Source organism: Nonomuraea sp. NPDC001684 (assembly GCF_053596515.1).
Map to the genome: position 1 here is coordinate 1 of NZ_JBSFGJ010000196.1, position 16,775 is coordinate 16,775.

11 protein-coding genes are annotated in these 16,775 nt (G+C 75.0%); 5 read left to right on the top strand and 6 right to left on the bottom strand.

The annotated features are described in order from the left end of the window. On the bottom strand, nucleotides 1-547 hold a 547-nt coding region (locus tag ACWCSD_RS29005; protein ID WP_449919490.1), incomplete at its 3' end, for a nitroreductase family protein. A 132-nt stretch (nucleotides 548-679) separates the two neighbouring features. Between ACWCSD_RS29005 and ACWCSD_RS29010 the strand changes: the two genes are divergently transcribed. Then, complete coding sequence (locus tag ACWCSD_RS29010; RefSeq protein WP_397158830.1) at nucleotides 680-1,510, top strand: SAM-dependent methyltransferase; 831 nt, start codon at nucleotides 680-682, stop codon at nucleotides 1,508-1,510. A gap of 3 nt (nucleotides 1,511-1,513) precedes the next feature. Here the strand turns inward: ACWCSD_RS29010 and ACWCSD_RS29015 are convergent, their stop codons facing one another. The 5 genes from ACWCSD_RS29015 to ACWCSD_RS29035 form a co-directional block, all read right to left on the bottom strand. Next, nucleotides 1,514-5,668 (bottom strand): nSTAND1 domain-containing NTPase, encoded by a 4,155-nt coding sequence (locus ACWCSD_RS29015; RefSeq protein WP_449919506.1) that lies wholly within the window; start codon nucleotides 5,666-5,668, stop codon nucleotides 1,514-1,516. 135 nt (nucleotides 5,669-5,803) lie between these two features. Next, the gene (locus ACWCSD_RS29020; RefSeq protein ID WP_397158853.1) at nucleotides 5,804-6,361 is read right to left on the bottom strand and encodes a hypothetical protein; all 558 of its coding nucleotides are present in this window, start codon (nucleotides 6,359-6,361) and stop codon (nucleotides 5,804-5,806) included. A gap of 364 nt (nucleotides 6,362-6,725) precedes the next feature. Beyond that, entirely contained in the window at nucleotides 6,726-8,756 is a 2,031-nt protein-coding gene (locus tag ACWCSD_RS29025) for a M14 family zinc carboxypeptidase (RefSeq protein ID WP_449919494.1), read from the bottom strand. A gap of 78 nt (nucleotides 8,757-8,834) precedes the next feature. After that, on the bottom strand, nucleotides 8,835-9,635 hold the full coding sequence (locus tag ACWCSD_RS29030; RefSeq protein WP_449919497.1) for an alpha/beta fold hydrolase: 801 nt from the start codon (nucleotides 9,633-9,635) through the stop codon (nucleotides 8,835-8,837). A 37-nt stretch (nucleotides 9,636-9,672) separates the two neighbouring features. Then, a complete protein-coding gene (locus tag ACWCSD_RS29035; protein WP_449919499.1) occupies nucleotides 9,673-11,100 on the bottom strand; it encodes a PucR family transcriptional regulator in 1,428 nt (475 codons plus the stop codon). Between the two features lie 90 nt (nucleotides 11,101-11,190). Here ACWCSD_RS29035 and ACWCSD_RS29040 point away from each other — a divergent pair, with 90 nt between their 5' ends. The 4 genes from ACWCSD_RS29040 (at nucleotide 11,191) to ACWCSD_RS29055 (ending at nucleotide 16,723) form a co-directional block, all read left to right on the top strand. Then, nucleotides 11,191-12,312 (top strand): DUF917 domain-containing protein, encoded by a 1,122-nt coding sequence (locus tag ACWCSD_RS29040; RefSeq protein WP_449919501.1) that lies wholly within the window; start codon nucleotides 11,191-11,193, stop codon nucleotides 12,310-12,312. Then, complete coding sequence (locus tag ACWCSD_RS29045) at nucleotides 12,309-13,625, top strand: hydantoinase/oxoprolinase N-terminal domain-containing protein (RefSeq protein WP_449919502.1); 1,317 nt, start codon at nucleotides 12,309-12,311, stop codon at nucleotides 13,623-13,625. The genes ACWCSD_RS29040 and ACWCSD_RS29045 overlap by 4 nt, the downstream gene beginning before the upstream one ends. Before the next feature lie 155 nt (nucleotides 13,626-13,780). Next, on the top strand, nucleotides 13,781-15,100 hold the full coding sequence (locus ACWCSD_RS29050; protein ID WP_352329663.1) for a purine-cytosine permease family protein: 1,320 nt from the start codon (nucleotides 13,781-13,783) through the stop codon (nucleotides 15,098-15,100). A gap of 105 nt (nucleotides 15,101-15,205) precedes the next feature. Further along, entirely contained in the window at nucleotides 15,206-16,723 is a 1,518-nt protein-coding gene (locus tag ACWCSD_RS29055) for a hydantoinase/oxoprolinase N-terminal domain-containing protein (protein WP_397158864.1), read from the top strand. The last annotated feature ends 52 nt before the right edge of the window (nucleotides 16,724-16,775 follow it).

Consider the following 16,775-nt stretch of genomic DNA (forward strand, 5'->3'; position numbering starts at 1 on the left):
ACAGCCAGGCAGCGCCCGCCGATTCGCCTTCGACGTGCTCGTGGTCGACGAGGCCCACCACGTCGCGCCGCCCAGTCCCACTATCACCAGCGGCGAGCATGTAGCTCCACGCGGCGGGCAGCAGCGAGCCCCACAGCCCGGCCTGGTTGCCCTCGGGCAGGCGGCCGCCGGGCAGCTCGATCGCGCCGATCACCAGCACCGGGACGTCGCCCATGTGCTCGGCCAGGTAGGCGGCGCTGCCGCTGACGCGCTCCTGGACGGCCGCGCGCGCCGGGTCGTCCCGGAACATCGAGCGGGCCGAGCCGTCGGAGGTGTGGTAGCTGTTCCACGACCGCCGGTAGTAGTCGCCGATCACCTTGCGCCGCTCGGGGTCGGTGACCACGATCCAGTGCCATCCCTGCCGGTTGCCGCCGCTCGGCGCCTGGAGCGCGACCTCCAGGCTCTGTCGGACCAGCTCCGCCGGGACCGGGCGGGACAGGTCGAGGCGCCTGCGCACGCTGCGGGTGGTGGTGAGCAGGGTGTCCGGGGCCAGTGGTTCGATCGTCATGGGGTCATCATGTCAACGCGGGCCGCCGGAATCCCGTAGCCCGTACGGCCCGGCCCGGGCCTGATTTTTCCGCGTCCCTGGACGTATGATCACGCCAGCCGGACTCGCCCGACGCAACCGAAGGAGCCGACCGTGGCCGACGACGAGCAGGACGCGCCCGCCCTCGGCGTGGACACCACCAAGCCCAGCGTCGCCCGGGTCTACGACTACATGCTCGGCGGCAAGGACAACTTCGAGATCGACCGCGAGGTGGCCCAGATGGCGCTGCGGATCGCCCCGGACGCCCCGCAGGCGGCCCGGTCGAACCGGGACTTCCTGGCCCGCGTCGTCCGCGACCTGGTCGTCGAGGCCGGTATCCGCCAGTTCCTGGACATCGGGTCGGGGCTGCCCACGCAGGGCAACGTGCACGAGATCGCCCACGCGGCCGCGCCGGGCTGCCGGGTGGTCTACGTCGACCACGACCCGATCGTGCTGGTCCACGGCCGGGCCCTGCTGGCCGTCGACGACAGCACCACCGTCATCGAGGCCGACATCCGCCGCCCCGACGACGTCCTCGACCACCCCGAGACCAGGCAGCTCCTCAACCTCGACGAGCCGGTGGGCCTGCTGCTGTTCGGGATCCTGCACCACCTGTCGGACGAGGAGGACCCGGCCGGCATCGCCGCGCGCCTGGTCGGACGGCTCGCGCCCGGCAGCCACGTCGCCGTCTCGCACTTCCACAACCCGATGGAGGAGCGCCCGGAGGTGTCGCGGCAGGCGTTCGAGGCCGAGCGGCTGTTCAACGACACCATGGGCACCGGGCGCTGGCGCACCCGCGAGGAGATCCGCGGCTTCTTCGACGGCCTGGAGCTGCTGGAGCCGGGCCTGGTGCCGCTGGCCGAGTGGCGGCCGGAGCCGGGTTACCGGCCGGCCCTGGGCATCACGTACCACACCTTCCTGGGCGGGGTCGGGCGCAAGCCGTGACGGTCAGCAGACCGCGTCCGGCAGGGCGATCGGCACCTGCTGCCGGTCGCCCGGCGTGAGACGGCGGCCGAACACCTCGCACAGCCGCGCCCGCCAGCTGCCGGGGTCGAGCCGGAGCAGGTCGGTGGAGTAGCCCGTGGCGCCGTCGCCGCCCTTGAGGCGCAGCAGCAGCGAGCCGTCGGGCGAGATGTCGAGGAAGTCCTGGGCCTGGCGGAAGGTGTAGCCCTCCTCGTAGGACACCCCGGTCCCGCCGAGCCCGTAGACGCTGATCTCCCGCTCGCGGAACAGGAACAGCCGGCCCGCGTTCTCCGGCATGATCGAGGTCATGCGCTCGCCGCCGCGGATGTTCTCGCCCGACGAGCGCAGCGGCCCGAGCACCTTCCTGAGCGGGTGGGTGAGCCACACCTCGGGCAGCATGCCGCTGCGGAACAGCAGCAGGTGGGTGCCCGTGCGGTCGAAGACGAACCCGCTGACGACGTCGGCGCCCACGGTCAGCCGCCGGTCCTTGACCTCCTCGCCGGTACGCAGGTCGATCGTGCGCAGATGGTCGGCGCCCTGCACGGCGACCATCAGGTGGCCGTCGCTCCACGGGCTGACCTGCACCTCCGTGACGACCGCGCCGGGGCCGGCGACGTCGAAGGCGCTCTTGCGGCGGCCGGTGGCCGGCTCCCAGCGCTCCAGGCGGCGGCCGGCGACGGTGAACAGGTCGCCGTCCTTGAAGAAGTAGGTCAGCTGCGTGCCCTCGGGCGGCCGGGCGGTGGTGACCTCGGCGAGGGGGGACAGCGAGGGCAGCGCGCGGACGGCGACCCTGGTCGGGGCGACGGCGTCGGCGAGCAGGCGTCCCGACTCGTCCGCGACGGGGTCGCCGTCGGCGTCGAGGCCCTTCGGGCTCTTGGCGCGGGAGACGTCGGCCAGGGTGCGCTGCGGATCGCCGGTCTCCATGAGGCGCAGCCGGGCGCCGCCGTCGGCCTGGGCGACCATCCGGGTGCCGCCCTGGAGCAGCGCCGGGTTGCCGATGAGCTGCTCGCCGTCGCGCAACGCGGTCAGCACCAGGGTGTCGGGCGACCTGGTGAGCAGTTCCTGCGCGCCGGGCGCGCCCACCAGCGCGACCGGGGCGGCACTGGTCTGGGCGTCGATCCAGGCGCGCGACAGGGCGCGGCCGCCGGCCAGGTCGACCAGCTCCCAGCCGGCGGCGCCCTGCTCGGCCACGCGCCTTCCCTCGCGGTCGACGACGAACGCGCCGCACGGGCGTCCGGCCTGGAAGCCGCCCAGTCGCTCGCCGTCGCGCACCGCGAAGCCCGTGTACGTGGCGGCGCGGCCGTCGTCGCTGGTCCGGCAGGTCACGGCGGTGGCGCCGTCGCCGGAGACGGCCAGGCCGTCGGCCGGGCCGAGCTCGCGGATGGTCAGCTGCCGCCACACCGGGCTGCCCTTGCTGCTGTACACCTTGGCCACGCCCTTCTCCCGGACGACCAGGGTGGTGGCGTCGGGGCCGAACCGGACCAGGTCGGCGGGCAGGTCGTACACCCAGGTGCGGGGGGTGCCGGTGGCGCCGAGCGACTGGAGCACGAGCTTCTTCGGGCCCGCGGTGACGATCCAGCCGTCGTCGCCGTCCGCCCTGACGTCGGCGGCGAGCTCGCCGGCCGGGGCGGGCCGGTCCTGGCGGGGCAGGACGTGGCCCTGGTCGAGCAGCTCGCCGTCGCGCGGGTCGACGCGGTGCCAGACCATGCCGCCGTCGTCGAGGGCGTAGGCGATCAGGCCGCCGTCGGCGGAGACGGCGGGCCGGCTGGTGCCGCCCCGGTCGGGCAGGTGGGCGGGCCGGTAGCGGCCGTCGGGGCCGCGGGTGAACAGCGTGGCGCGGCCGGCGGCGGAGGTGGTGGTGGCCAGCAGGACGCGGGCGTCGTCGCTGGCGTCGGCGGCGGTGATGGAGCCGAGCGCGCCCGTGGCCACGCCTTTGGTGTACCGGTGTTCGACGTAGCGCTGCAGGAGCTGGGCCCTGGCCTCCTGGGTGGGGGCCGCGCGGTAGGCGCCGACGGCGAGCAGCGACGACAGCTCGGGGTCGCGTTCCGCCAGGTCGGCCGAGGCGCCCGCCAGGGCGCGGGAGCGGGACTCGGCGGCCCGCTGCTCGCCGATCCGGCCCTGGTAGAGCGTCCAGGCGACCAGCGAGAGGACCGTCAGCAGCGCCATTCCCGCGCCGGTGATCGCGCTCCGGCGGCGCAGCGTGCGGCGTCGCTGACGGCGGCGGCCCTGGCGCAGGTAGTCGTGCTCGTCCTCGGTCAGGTCGGCGGGCCGTTCGGCGAGCCAGCGGGCGGCGGCGGCCAGCTCGGGCGGGCCGGGGAGCCGGTCGGGGGCGCGCCCGGCCTGCCGCCAGCGGCCCATGTCCTGGTGGAGCAGGTCGCGCCATTCGAGGAACTTCAGGTCGGCGGCGACGATCCCGGCCAGCCGCGGCCATTCGGTGATCAGCGCCTCGTGGGCCAGTTCGACGGTCTGGCGGCCGTCCGCGCCGGTGTCCATGACGAGCAGCCGCCCGGCGGCCAGCCGGCCGGCGGTCCGCCAGCGCTGCTCCCCCGCCTCCTCGCGGGTGACCCGGCGGCGCAGCGGCGCGTGCGCCCCGGCGGTGACCCGGACGAGCCGGGACAGCAGTTCCTCCCCGGCCGCGGTGTCCTCCTCGGGCACGCACGCCGCCCAGACCTGCTCGGCCTGCGCGCCCAGGGCCCCGCGCACGCCGCGGCACGCCTCGTAGGAGGTGTGGGTGATGCGGCCGCCCTCCTGCTCGTGCCAGAGGCGGTCCAGCAGGAAGCCGATCAGCGGCAGAGCGCCGGGCGCGCCCCCGGCGTCACCCAGGATGCGGTCGACCAGGCCGGGGTCGTACGTCACGGCGGGGACGGCGTCCAGCGGCGCCTCGACGGCCTGCCGGAGCTGGTCGCGGGTCATGGGGGTGAGCCCGTAGGTCTCGCGGCCGAGCGCGCCGCCGAGCGCGGGGTGGGACAGGGCGGCGGGCAGGAAGTCGGCGCGCAGCGTGAACAGCACCCGCACGGCCGGGCAGGCGCGGGCCGCGGCCAGCACCACGGCCGCGTCGTCGGCCTGCTCGGGGTCGCCGACCAGCAGTTCCTCGGCCTGGTCGACGACGAGCAGCAGGCCGGTCGCGCCGGTGTCGCGCAGGACCTGGGCGACGACGTCGGGCAGCCGGCCGTTCCGCAGCGGCTCGCGCAGCGCGTCGGCCCTGGCCAGCGCGTCGGCCCCGGTCAGGCCCGGGTGCGACAGGGCGGCCAGCTCGGCGGCGAGCGCATCGGGCCAGGACCGCACGGCCGAGGGCCGCAGGACGACGACCTGGCAGCCCTGGCGGCGCATGGCGGGCACGACCCCGGCCAGCGCCAGCGACGACTTGCCGCAGCCGGACGGGCCGGTGAGCGTGACCTCGGGATGGGGCTGGAGGAGGCGGGCGATCCGGGCGGTCTCCACGTCGCGGCCGAAGAAGACGGCGGCGTCGCCCTCGCGGAAGGCCGACAGCCCGCGGAACGGCGAGGCCGGCCGTACGGTCGCGGCCAGGGCCGGGACGGCGCGGGTGAGCGACCGGGTGGGGATCACGAACGCCTGGCGGGGCCCGCCGGGCTGGGCCGCGACCACCATGCCGACGACGTCGCCGAGCTCGACGTCCCAGACGGGGCTGCCGCTGAAGCCGCTCTCGATCGGCACGCCGCGGGGGTCGTCGGGGGCGCACTGGAGCCAGCCCTGCTGGGTGCCGCCGAGCAGCCGCCCGGTGTGCCAGCCGCCGCCGCGCAGGCCGGGCGGGAACCCGGCGACGACGACCCGGTGGCCCCACAGGCTGCGCGGCTCGGCCATGCGCAGCGGGCGCCCGCCCGGGGGCGCGGCGTCCAGGCGCAGGACGGCGATGTCGCCCGAGCCGTCGGCGGCGGTGTGGACCCAGTGCTCGACGTGGGCGCGCACGGGCGCGGGGTCGCCGGCGAAGGGCAGCTCGACGGTGACCCAGGCGTCCGGCGGCGGCGGGCCGTCGCCGTGGCCCAGGGCGCCGGAGACGACGTGCGCGCAGGTGAGGGCGCGGTCGGGCGCGATGAGGAAGCCCGCGCCCGCCACGGCCCCCTCGGGGCCGCGCACGCGCAGGACGGCGAAATTGAGCGCCTCGTCGGGCCCCGCCTCCATCACTTATGGTCACCGCCCGTTACTCCAAGTGTTCAGACGAACCAGTATGGCGGGCGGGCGGGGCGGCGTTTGCCGTTCCTTGACATGCGAGAAGGGCGTCCCCCGATGGGAACGCCCTTCACTCGCACGCGCGTGTTACTTCTTGACCGACACCGGAGCCGTGCCGGTGTCCTGCTGACGCCAGGCACCCGTGTCGAACGCCACCGGAGCGGCCTTCCTGCCCACACCGTCACCCCACTTGGTGACCACGTACTGGATCTTGATGTGACCCTCGCCCTTCACACCGTCCACACCCAGCGTCTCCGGATTGAACCGGCCACCGGTCAGCTCCGCGAACGTCTTGGCGTCCAGGTCCAGCATCACCCCACGACTGGAGGGGTCACCAGGACCACGGTCACCCACGAAGAACGGCAGCTTCTTACCCTGGTAGACCACGTAACCCTCGGTCATCAGCGGCCACGACGGCGAAGCCGCCAGACCCTTCTGCATCGGCTTGCCGGCCGCCGGCAGACCCGTGTCACCGGCGCGACCCGAGGAGTCGTCCCAGAAGTACGAGGCGGTCGTCGAACCGGCCAGCACACCCTGACCGTTCACATCCGCATCAGCGCTCGCGGGATGAGCGGCGGCACCGATCGTCAGCGCCGACAGAGCAGCGGCGGAAAGCATGGCGAAAGAACGCAGGCGAGCAGTCATCAGCAGTCTCCTTGGTGACATCGATCATCAGGGGGGCATGCGCTCGCTTGACTCAGACAAGACATGAAGGCCGTAGCCGGGCACAAACGCCATCGGTCGCTACGTGGAGCGCAATGGGGGCGGACCCAGATGGGTCACTCACCCGCCAATAGGTAGACACTAACCCAAGAAACGGACAAACGCAAACCAAACACCCTAAAACGGGCAAAGATCTACCCCTGAACCGTAAACCCCAGGCAAGCGACCCCAATATGGGCAAAAGCCCAGGTCACTGTCGCGGGGTGTCCGTATGTAAACCCCGGGCAACGCGCGGGCATTCCCGGCCCCCGCGAACGCCATGACCTGGGCATGAGCCGCGCGACGGTCACGGCCTCCGGTAGTCGGCCGCCACCCCCACCAGCGAGATCAGGCCCGCGGCGAACTCCATCGCCTCGGCGTGCCCCTCCTCGAACGGCGGCTGGAAGCCCACGCCCTCCCACGTCCGCGCGGTCGGGTTCCACAGGTCGGCGCCGACCTCGAAGTCCCAGCCGTAGACGCCGTGGTCGTACCAGAGCTCGTCGGCGGAGTTGCCGGCCGCCGAGTAGAGCACGTCGGTCACCGGCCCGGTCTGCTGCGGCCAGATGACCGTGCCGCGCTCGGCGGCGATGGCCTGCTCGATCGTGCGGGCCGAGCGCATGAAGTACGCCTCCTCCTGGGCGCTCGGCCTGGGCAGCGCCACACGGCCGTCGAGCTTGTACGCCCCGGGCGGCCACATGAAGTACCCGCCGTAGCTGTGCACGTTCATGGCGAACCGGATGTTGCGGTACGTCTCGGCCAGCCACATCACGTTGCGGCTCTCCGGCTCCGAGTGCTCGGCCGGACCGGCGTACGTGCCGCTCTGGCAGTTGGCCGAGGCGCCGAAGTAGCCGTCCGACAGGGAGCCGACGGCGTAGTTGCGGTTGACGTCCACGCCCCAGGTGTTGCGCTGCGCCGGGTCGGACTGCGCGGCCGGGCAGTGGTTGGTCATGTTCTTCCGCTGGCCGTTGAAGTCGTAGAAGCTGTAGTTCGCGCCGTCGGGGTTGACGGTGGGGACGATGAAGATGTCGGTGCGCTGCAGCAGCCTGCGGGTGGCGGCGTCGTGGGCGTAGTTGCGCAGCAGCCGCTCGGCGGCCTCGACGGTGACCAGCGGCGCCACCCATTCCCTGGCGTGCTCCTGGGCGTAGGCCAGCACGCCGGTGCGCGAGCCGTCACGGTGGACGCCGACGCGCAGCGCCAGCACCCGCATGGGCTTGCGGGAGACGTCGGCGGGCGCCTTGAGGGAGTCGGTGAGCCGGGTGGCGGCGGCCGCGGCCATGACGCCGGCGCCGGGGTCGGTGCGGTAGGCGGCGGCCTTCAGCCCGGTGCCCGGCGCGGCGTTGATCGCGGCGACGACCTGGGCGGCGGTGCTGACCGGCGTGCCGGAGCCGTCGGTGGCCAGGCTCACCGTGACCTGCTTGCGGGCCACGCTCACCTGGAGCGGCCGGTCCGGCGCGCCCGGGGCGGCCAGCTCGACGGACAGGTCGTTGCCGCCCTCGGAGCCGTAGGCGTCGGAGGTGACCACGATCGCGGCGCCGGGCGGCGTGCCGATCAGCGCCTGGGCGTGGCGGCGGTAGCCGTTGGTGAGGTTGGGCAGCGGGATGACGTCGGTGAGCGACGGGTACCGCCGGTGCAGCGCCTGGATGCGCTCGTTGAGCTGGGCGGGCGGCATGTACTGGGTGACGAAGTCCTTCTGGTAGCCCGGCGCCTGGTGGTCGGGACGGTCCCCGTCGGGCCATTCCAGGACGCGGGCCTCGGCCGTGCCGCCGATCGCCGAGGTGACCGTGACGCGCTGCGGCTCGGCCGGCACCGGGGCGGGGGTGCTGAACTGGTGGCCCAGGTAGGCGCCGGCGTCGACGTACGGGACCATCGCGACCTGGCCGGTGGCGCCGCCGCGGCCCGTCCAGGTGGCGGTGAGGGCCGCCGTCTCGCCCGCGCTGCTGCTGGCCTCGACCGACAGGAAGTACCCGTCGCGGGACTTGTACCAGACGGCCCGTTCGATGACGATCTGGTCCTGCGCGGCGGTGGCGGACGGCGCCTGCCGGGCGGCGGGCGGCGTGCCGGACGCCAGGCCCACGCCGATCGCCCTCAGCTCGGCGAGCTTGCCGGCCGTGAGCACGGCGTCCACCTGGACGCTGCCGTCGGCCTGCGGACGGACCCGCTCGGTCAGGTCGGCGCCGGAGGCGACCAGCCGCTCCATCGCGGCCCTGTCGGGCACGGAGAGCGTGACCAGCGACGCCGGCTCCGGGTCGGCCGGCCCCGCCACCGCCGGCAGCGACGACGGCCCGGAGGCGAGGAACGTCGAGACGACGATCATCAGGATGACTGCGGACGCCCTCAAGCCACGCATCGGCTCCTCCAGGATCACCGGTATCCCGATCATTGAAAGCCGACTTGACCCGACCGGCAAGACCCAGTTTCACCTTTCTGTGGAGGCGGCGACGTCCCGAATCGCCGTGACGACCAGATCAGGCTGCCGATACTGCACGTAGTGCTCGGAGGTGCCGGCCACCACCACCCGCCCGCGCGTGGACCGGGCGGCCACCCGCCGGGCCTGGTCGAGGGCGCTGCGCGGCCCGCCGGACGGGATGACGACCACGACCGGCGGCCCCCCCGGCCCCTCCGCCGTCCCGGCGACCTCCCGCGCGCTGTCCGGCAAGGCCCACGCCTCGGCCCTGGCCGCGGCCATGCTGCCCGGCCCGTAGACGACGGGGGCGGCGGCGCGCGCCGCCGGGGTGGCGTCGCCGGGCACCAGGAGATCCCCGGCCAGCCGGAGCAGGCCGATCCTGGCCAGCGCCTGGTTCGCGGTGAGCTGGGCGGCAATCAGCGGCCGGGACACCCGCACGGCCGTCACCGCCTCCTCGTCGGTGGCGTCGATCAGCACCAGGCCCGCCGTCACGTCCGGGTACCGGGCGGCGAACAGCCGGACGATCTGGCCGCCGTAGGAGTGCCCGGCCAGGACGTACGGGCCGGGCTCGCCCGCGGCGGCGAGCAGCGCGCGCAGCTCCCCCGCCGCGCGGCCCGCCGTTCGCGGCCCTGGACCCTCCTCGCTCCAGGCGTATCCGGCCCGGTCGTAGGAGCACACGCGCAGCCCGGCCGACAGCCGCCGCTGGACCACCTCCCAGCTCGCGCTCGACTCGACCAGGCCCGCCTCCAGCACCACCACCGGGCCGCCGGACCCCGCCCAGCGCAGGTGCAGGCGGTGGCCGCCGACGTTCACCAGGCGGCCCGGGAGCGGGGTCCTGGAGGGCCGTCGTTCAGCGGGAGGAGGCCGCGCGGCAGGCCAGCTGGAGGGCCAGGCGTTGCCGCGGGTCGGCGAGGTCGGCCTGGAGCAGGGTCTCGATGCGGCGCACGTTCCTGCTGACGGCGTTGCGGTGCAGGTGCAGCTCCTCGGCGGCGCGGGCGGGCGAGCCGTTGTGGTCGAGGTAGGCGCGCAGGATGGCCAGGAGGTGGGCGGCCCGCTCGCCGCCGAGGTCGAGGATCGGTTGCAGCAGCTCCCTGACGGCGTGCTGGGCGGCGTCGGAGGCGTACCACTCCTCCAGCATCCGGTCGAGGCCGGCCAGGTCGTAGGTGGCCAGCGGCAGGGTGCTGCGGCGCAGGGCCGTACGCGCCTCGGAGGCGGAGGTGCGCAGGCCGACCAGGCCCTGGTGGGCGGTGCTGACCCCGCAGCGCAGCTCGGCGCCCGGCGGGCGGACCCGATCGAGCAGGCGGGCGGCGTCGCGCACGGCCTCGCGCAGGCCCGCCCTGCCCTGGTCGCGCCGCTGGCTGCGGACCACGATCAGCGCGTCGCCGGCGAGCGCGGCGTTCCAGGCGGCGCCGCCCAGCTCGCGGGCCGCGCGCACGGCCCGCGAGGCGGCGGTCTCCAGCAGGGCGTAGCGTTCCTGGCCGCCGTCGGCCGGGCCGTCGGTGGCGGCGTCCGGGGTCTTGGCGGGGTCCTTCGCGGGTTCCAGGCGCAGGACGACGTGCCAGTCGTCGATCGGCAGGCCGAGGGCCCTGGCGCGGGGGGCCAGCTCCTGCGCCTGGTTCTCGGGGGCGACCAGCAGCTCGGTGAGGAGCTGGGCGCGGGACCGTCCGGGCAGCTCGTCGGACGGGCCCGCGGCGGCGGCCAGGGCGGCGACCCTGAGCACGATCCCGGCGGCCCGGTCGAAGTGCGTCCCGGCGGGCCCGCCGGCCTGGGCGGTGAACGCGCCGCCGTCGGCCCGGACGGGACGGCCGAGAGCCACGCCGGCCGCCTCGGCGATGCGCTCGGGGACGCCGCCCGCCCCCGCCACGGCCTCCGCGGCGCGCGCCGTACGGACCAGCGCCTCGGCGGCGTCGCCCGCGATGGCCCGGTCAAGGGCCACCACCAGCTCCGCCAGGTCGCCGCCGGCGGCCGCCAGCAGCGCGACCCCGCCCCGCTCGGCCAGCGCGGCGGCGCTCCGGTCCACCGCGGCCTCCAGGGCCTCCAGGGCCCGCCCGGCCTCCGCGGTGAGCACGAGCGCCACGGCGCCGGCCGCGGCGGCGTCGCGCAGCGCGACGTCGAGCCGGTAGCCGGCCGCCTGCCGGGAGGCCGCGCCGGTCAGGACCAGCACCGACCCCGGCGGCTGGCCCGCGATCCCGCCCAGGTCCTCCACCAGGCGCACGCCGGAGGCGGCCGCCGGCGCCTCCGGCCCGGCCAGCGGACGCAGCTCTTCCAGCAGGAACATGCCATCAGTGTGCCATCGGCACACGAAGCCCGGCAAAAAGGTGCGGCTGGAACATCCGGGCTTGACCTGCGGCTTCGTAACCTCGACAGCATGGACATCGACACCGGGCTGCTGCCCGCCTTCGCCCGCGGCTGCGCCGTGCTGGGCTCGGGCGGCGGCGGTCCCGTGACCATCGCCCGCGCCGCGGCGCTGCAGGCGCTGGAGGACCACGGGCCGGTACGCGTCGTGCAGCCCGCCGAGCTGGACCCCGAGCTGCTCGTCATGCCCGTGGGCACCGCGGGCTCCTCGGCCGTCATGTCCGAGCGCGTCGGCGGCACCGACGAGCCCGTCTACCTGCGCGACAAGATCGAGGAGCTGTACGGCGCGCCCGTCGGCGCGGTGCTGGCCAGCGAGATCGGCGGCGCGAACGGCTGCCTGGCGGTGGCCTGGGCGGCCCGCGTCGGCCTGCCGCTGGTGGACGCCGACGGGATGAGCCGCGCCTTCCCCCGCATGGACCAGACGGTGATGCAGCTGCGCGGCATCGCGCCCACCCCGGCCGTGCTGTGCGACGAGCGCGGCCGGACCGTCGTCGTCGACCGGGTGACCGGCGGCTGGCTGGAACGGCTGGTACGGGCGTCGCTGGAGGCGTTCGGCGGCCAGGTCGCGACCAGCGAGTACATCATGCGCGGCGACCAGGTGGCCGGCGCCACCGCGCTCGGATCCGTCACCCGGGCCGTGCGCCTCGGGACGCGGCTGCCCGACCCGCTGGTCACCGGCAAGGTCGCCGAGACGGCCGGGTCGATCCTGGTCGAAGGGCTCGGGTACGACCAGGGGCGGCTGGTGCGCGTCCAGGCGGGCAGCGAGTTCCTGGCCGTCGTCGAGGACGGCGTGCCGCTGGCCGTGGTGCCCGACGTGATCGCGATGCTGGACACGCGTACGGGCGAGGTCGTGCAGGCCGAGCAGGTCCGGTACGGGCTGCGGGTCAGCGTGGTGCGCGTCCCCTGCGACCCGGTCTGGCACACCCCCGAGGGGCTGCGGCTGGCCGGGCCCGCCGCGTTCGGTCTCACCGGACTTCCCACCCCTCCCCCACCGCAGGCGCCCCCCGTCCCCGCGACGCCGGAAACCCCGGCGGGCACGGCCTTCAGCCCCTCCCCCACCGCGTCCACCGGGTCTTCCGAGCCTTCCGAGCCTTCCGGGCCTTCCGGGCCCGCCGGACGGGAGGTGGGAGCGTGAGAGCCGGGGTGGACGTCGGGCCGACCAACACCGACGCGGCCGTCGTCGCCGACGACGGCCGGGTGCTGGCCACCGTCAAGATCGCGTCGATCCCCGGCGACCCGGTGGCCGGGGTGCGCGCCGCGCTGGCCCGCCTGCCGATGGACGGCGAGCCGGCCCAGGTCGCCGTCGGCCTGCGTGGCGCCGCCACCGCCGTGACCAGGCGGTCCGGGCTGCGCAAGGTGGCCGTGCTGCGCATCGCGGGCGTGTCGGCGACCGCGGTGCGCCCGCTGTCCGGCTGGCCGCCCGACCTGCGTGCCGCGGTGAACGCCGGCACCGCCGTCGTGGACGGCGGCGGCGGCCTCGACCGCGAGGACCGCACGCCCCTCGACCGCGACGCCGTGGCCCGCTTCGCCGCGGGCGTGGCCGGCACCGCGCAGGCCGTCGCCGTCGCGGGCCTGTTCTCGCCCCTGGACGGCGAGCAGGAGCGCGAGGCGGCCGAGATCGTCCGGGCGGAGCTGGGCGAGGGCGTGCCGATCGCGCTGTCGGCCGACCTCGGCTCGCTCGGCCTGCTGGAACGCGAGAACGCGACCGTGCTGGACGCCGCCCTGTCGGGGTTCGCGGGCGCGGTCTCCGGCGGGCTGGCCACCGCGCTGGCGGGCCTGTGCCCGGGGGCGGCGGTGTTCGTGACCCGCGGCGACGGCACGCTGATGAGCCTGGAGCACCTGGCCCGCCATCCCGGGCTCAGCCTGGGCAGCGGCCCGGCGAGCGTGCTGCGCGGCGCCGGCGCGCTGACCGGGCTCGGTGACGCGGTGGTCGCCGACGTGGGCGCCACCCGCGTCCGGGTCGGCGTGCTGACCGGCGGCTATCCGGAGGAGGCCGTGGGCGGCGCGGACATCGGCGGCGTGCCCGTCGGGCTGCGCATCCCCGGGCTGATCAGGGTGCCGCGGCCGGTCGACCCGACCGAGCTGGCCGAGGCCGTGGACCGGCTGCAGCCGGGCGCCGGGCTGCTGCCGCTCGTGGTCGTGGGCGGCGGTGAGCACGCCGTGCCGGAGGGGCGGCATCCCGAGCACGGGCCGGCGGCCGGCGCCATCGGCGCGGCGGTCAGCCCGGTCGGCGGCCAGTACGAGCGCATCGTCCGCCTGCCGGACCGCTCGGCGCTGGCGGCGGCGCTCGAACCGGTCGCGGAGGAGGCCAGGGCGGCGGCCGTCCGCGCCGGGGCCGATCCGCGGCGGGTGCGGGTCATCGGGGTGGAGGAGATCCCGCTCGCCTACCTGCCCGGCCCGTTCGTCCGGCTGCGCGCCCGCGCCGCCGGGCCGCCCTCGCTCCTGTGACCGCCCGCCCTTCGACCGGCTCTCTGACCTTTGACCGGCTCTCTGACCTTTGACCGGCTCTCTGACCGGCCCTACGACCAGCCTTGTGACCGCCTGCTCGTGAGCCCCCGCTCGTGAGCCCCCGCCACGACCCCCCGACGCGAAGGAAGACCACCATGACCGACTCCGACTACCCCCTGGAGCGGGTGCCGCAGGCCGCCCGCTACTCCTGGTTCAACGTGGCCGTGCAGCGGTTCGGCCAGCTCTCCGACCTGACGCAGTTCCTGCTGGGCGCCACGCTCGGCGCCGGACTGTCGTTCTGGGGGGCGTTCTGGGCGTTCACGCTCGGCTCGGTGATCCTGGAGGTGGTGTGCATCTTCGTCGGCATCGCCGGGATGCGCGAGGGCCTGTCCACCTCCATGCTGGCCCGCTGGACCGGCTTCGGCCGGTACGGCTCCACGATCATCGGCGTGATCATCGCCCTGAGCCTGTTCGGCTGGTTCGGCGTGCAGACCGCGGTGTTCGCCTCGGGCCTGCACTCGATCATGTCCTGGCTGCCGCTCTGGGCGTGGGCCATGATCGCCGGCATCGGCGTGACGCTGCTGGTCATCCGCGGGTTCAAGGCGATGGGGATGACGGCGTTCATCACCGTGCCGGCGTTCCTCGGCCTGGCCGGCTGGGCGATGTGGGTGGAAATTTCGCGACATGACCTGGGGTCGCTGGTGGCCTCGCCGCCGTTCGGCGAGCCGATCAGCATCGCGACCGGCGCCACCATCGTGGCCGGCTCCTACATCATCGGCGCGGTGACCACGCCCGACATGACCAGGTTCAACCGCAACACCGGCGACGTCGTCAAGCAGACCCTCGTCGGCATCTCCCTCGGCGAGTACGTGCTCGGCCTGGCCGGCGTGCTGCTGGCCTACGCGGTCAAGTCCTCGGACGTGATCGCGATCATCACGGCCTCCTCCGGCGTGATCGGCGTCATCGTCCTCATCTCGGCCACCGTGAAGATCAACAACTGGAACCTGTACTCCGCCGCGCTCGGCCTGCTCAACGCCGTGGAGTCCACGGTCGGGGTGCGACTGAACCGGGTCGCCGTCACCATCGGCATCGGCGTCCTGGGCAGCGTGCTGGCCGCCGCCGGGATCCTGGAGCGCTTCACCGACTTCCTGCTGATCCTCGGCGTCATCACGCCCCCCGTCGCCGGGATCATGGTCGCCGAGTACTTCGTGGTGCGCCGCTGGCGCCCGGTGCTGGACGCCTCGCGCGCCACCGGCACGCTCCCCGAGACCGAGCCGACGTGGGTGCCCGCCACGCTGGTCATCTGGGCCGCCGCCGCGCTGGTCGGCTGGCTCAGCGACCACTACCAGTGGATCGGCATCCCCGCCCTGAACTCCCTGATCCTCGCGGGCCTGGGCTACGTCGTCGCGGGCCGGCTCGGCCTGGTCCGCGGCACCCGCGAGGTCCCCGTCGAGCGGCCCGCGCTCACCGTCTGAGAATCGCGCGGCCACGCGCTCACCGTCCGAGAGTCGCGCAGCCCGCGCTCACCGTCCGAGAAGCGCGCGGCCCCGCGCTCACCGTCCAGAAGAGAGTCCTCCTTCATGCGTATCGGCATCGACGTGGGCGGCACCAACACCGACGCCGCCCTCATCGGCGACGACGGCCAGGTGCTGGCCACCGTCAAGTCCCCCACCACCGCGGACGTCACGGGCGGCGTCGCCGCGGCCCTGGCCGGCCTGGGCGCCACCCGGGTGTCCGCGGTGATGATCGGCACCACCCACTTCGTCAACGCCCTGGTGGAGGCCGCCCGGCTGGAGCCGGTCGCGGCCGTCCGGCTCGGCCTGCCCGCCACCGCCGCGCTGCCGCCGCTGGTGGACTGGCCCGACCGCCTGCGCCAGGCGGTCGAGGGCGCGGTCTACCTGTGCCACGGCGGCTGCGAGTACGACGGCGCCCCCATCTCCCCCCTCGACCCGGACGAGCTGCGCGGCGTCGCCGCCGACATCAGGCGGCGCGGCCTGCGCACGGTCGCGATCTCCTCGGTGTTCTCCCCGGTCAGCGACGCCCACGAGCGCGAGGCCGCGCAGATCCTGGCCGCCGAGCTGGGCCCCGAGGTGCACCTGTCGCTGTCCTGCGAGATCGGCCGGGTCGGCCTGCTGGCCAGGGAGAACGCCACGATCGTGAACGCCGCCCTGCGCCCGCTGGCCGACCGCACCGTGGCCGCCTTCGGCGAGGCGCTGCGGGTGGCCGGGATTGACGCGCCGCTGTTCCTGTCCCAGAACGACGGCACCCTCATGGACGTGGACCAGGCCCGCCGCTACCCGGTGGCCACGTTCGCGTCGGGGCCGACGAACTCGATGCGCGGCGCGGCGTACCTGTCGGGGCTGACCGACTGCGCGGTGGTGGACATCGGCGGCACCACGTCCGACGTGGGCATCCTGGTCGGCGGGTTCCCGCGCGAGGCCGCCGGCGAGGCGCTGGTCGCCGAGGTGCGCACCAACTTCCGCATCCCCGACGTGCTGTCGATCGGCATCGGCGGCGGCTCGCTGGTCGCCGAGGACGGCACCACCGGCCCGCGCAGCGTCGGCTACCGGCTGACCGAGGAGGCGCTGGTGTTCGGCGGCGGCACGCTGACCGCCACCGACCTGGCCGTGGCCGCCGGGCTGGCAGACATCGGCGACCGTGACAGGGTCGCGCACGTCGACCCGCAGCGCCCGCTCAAGCTCATCGCCGAGCGCGTCTCGGAGGCGGTCGACCGCATGCGCACCTCGTCCGCGCCGCTGCCCGTCGTGCTGGTCGGCGGCGGCAGCGTGCTCATCCAGGAGCTGCCCGGCTTCGACGACGTGCGCCGCCCGGCGCACTTCGAGGTGGCCAACGCGGTCGGCGCGGCCATCGCCCAGGTCGGCGGCGAGGTGGACCGGGTCTTCTCCGGCCCCCGCGAGCGCATCCTGGAGGAGGCCAAGAGCGAGGCGATCATCCGCGCCGAGCGCGGGGGCGCCCGCGCGGGCAGCGTGCGGATCGTGGACGTGGAGGAGCTGCCGCTCGCCTACCTGCCCGGCGACGCCACCCGGATCAGGGTGAAGGCCGTCGGCGACCTGGACCTGGAGAAGATCGATGCGTGAGATCGGAATCGACCGGCTGGACGACATGGCGCGCGGCGCCGGGATCCTCGGC

Excerpts from the sequence above, each read along its gene's own strand:
- ACWCSD_RS29015 (WP_449919506.1), bottom strand. The coding sequence starts at position 5,668 with ATGGAGGCGGGGCCCGACGAGGCGCTCAATTTCGCCGTCCTGCGCGTG.
- ACWCSD_RS29020 (WP_397158853.1), bottom strand. The coding sequence starts at position 6,361 with ATGACTGCTCGCCTGCGTTCTTTCGCCATGCTTTCCGCCGCTGCTCTG.
- ACWCSD_RS29035 (WP_449919499.1), bottom strand. The coding sequence starts at position 11,100 with ATGTTCCTGCTGGAAGAGCTGCGTCCGCTGGCCGGGCCGGAGGCGCCG.
- ACWCSD_RS29040 (WP_449919501.1), top strand. The coding sequence starts at position 11,191 with ATGGACATCGACACCGGGCTGCTGCCCGCCTTCGCCCGCGGCTGCGCC.
- ACWCSD_RS29050 (WP_352329663.1), top strand. The coding sequence starts at position 13,781 with ATGACCGACTCCGACTACCCCCTGGAGCGGGTGCCGCAGGCCGCCCGC.
- ACWCSD_RS29055 (WP_397158864.1), top strand. The coding sequence starts at position 15,206 with ATGCGTATCGGCATCGACGTGGGCGGCACCAACACCGACGCCGCCCTC.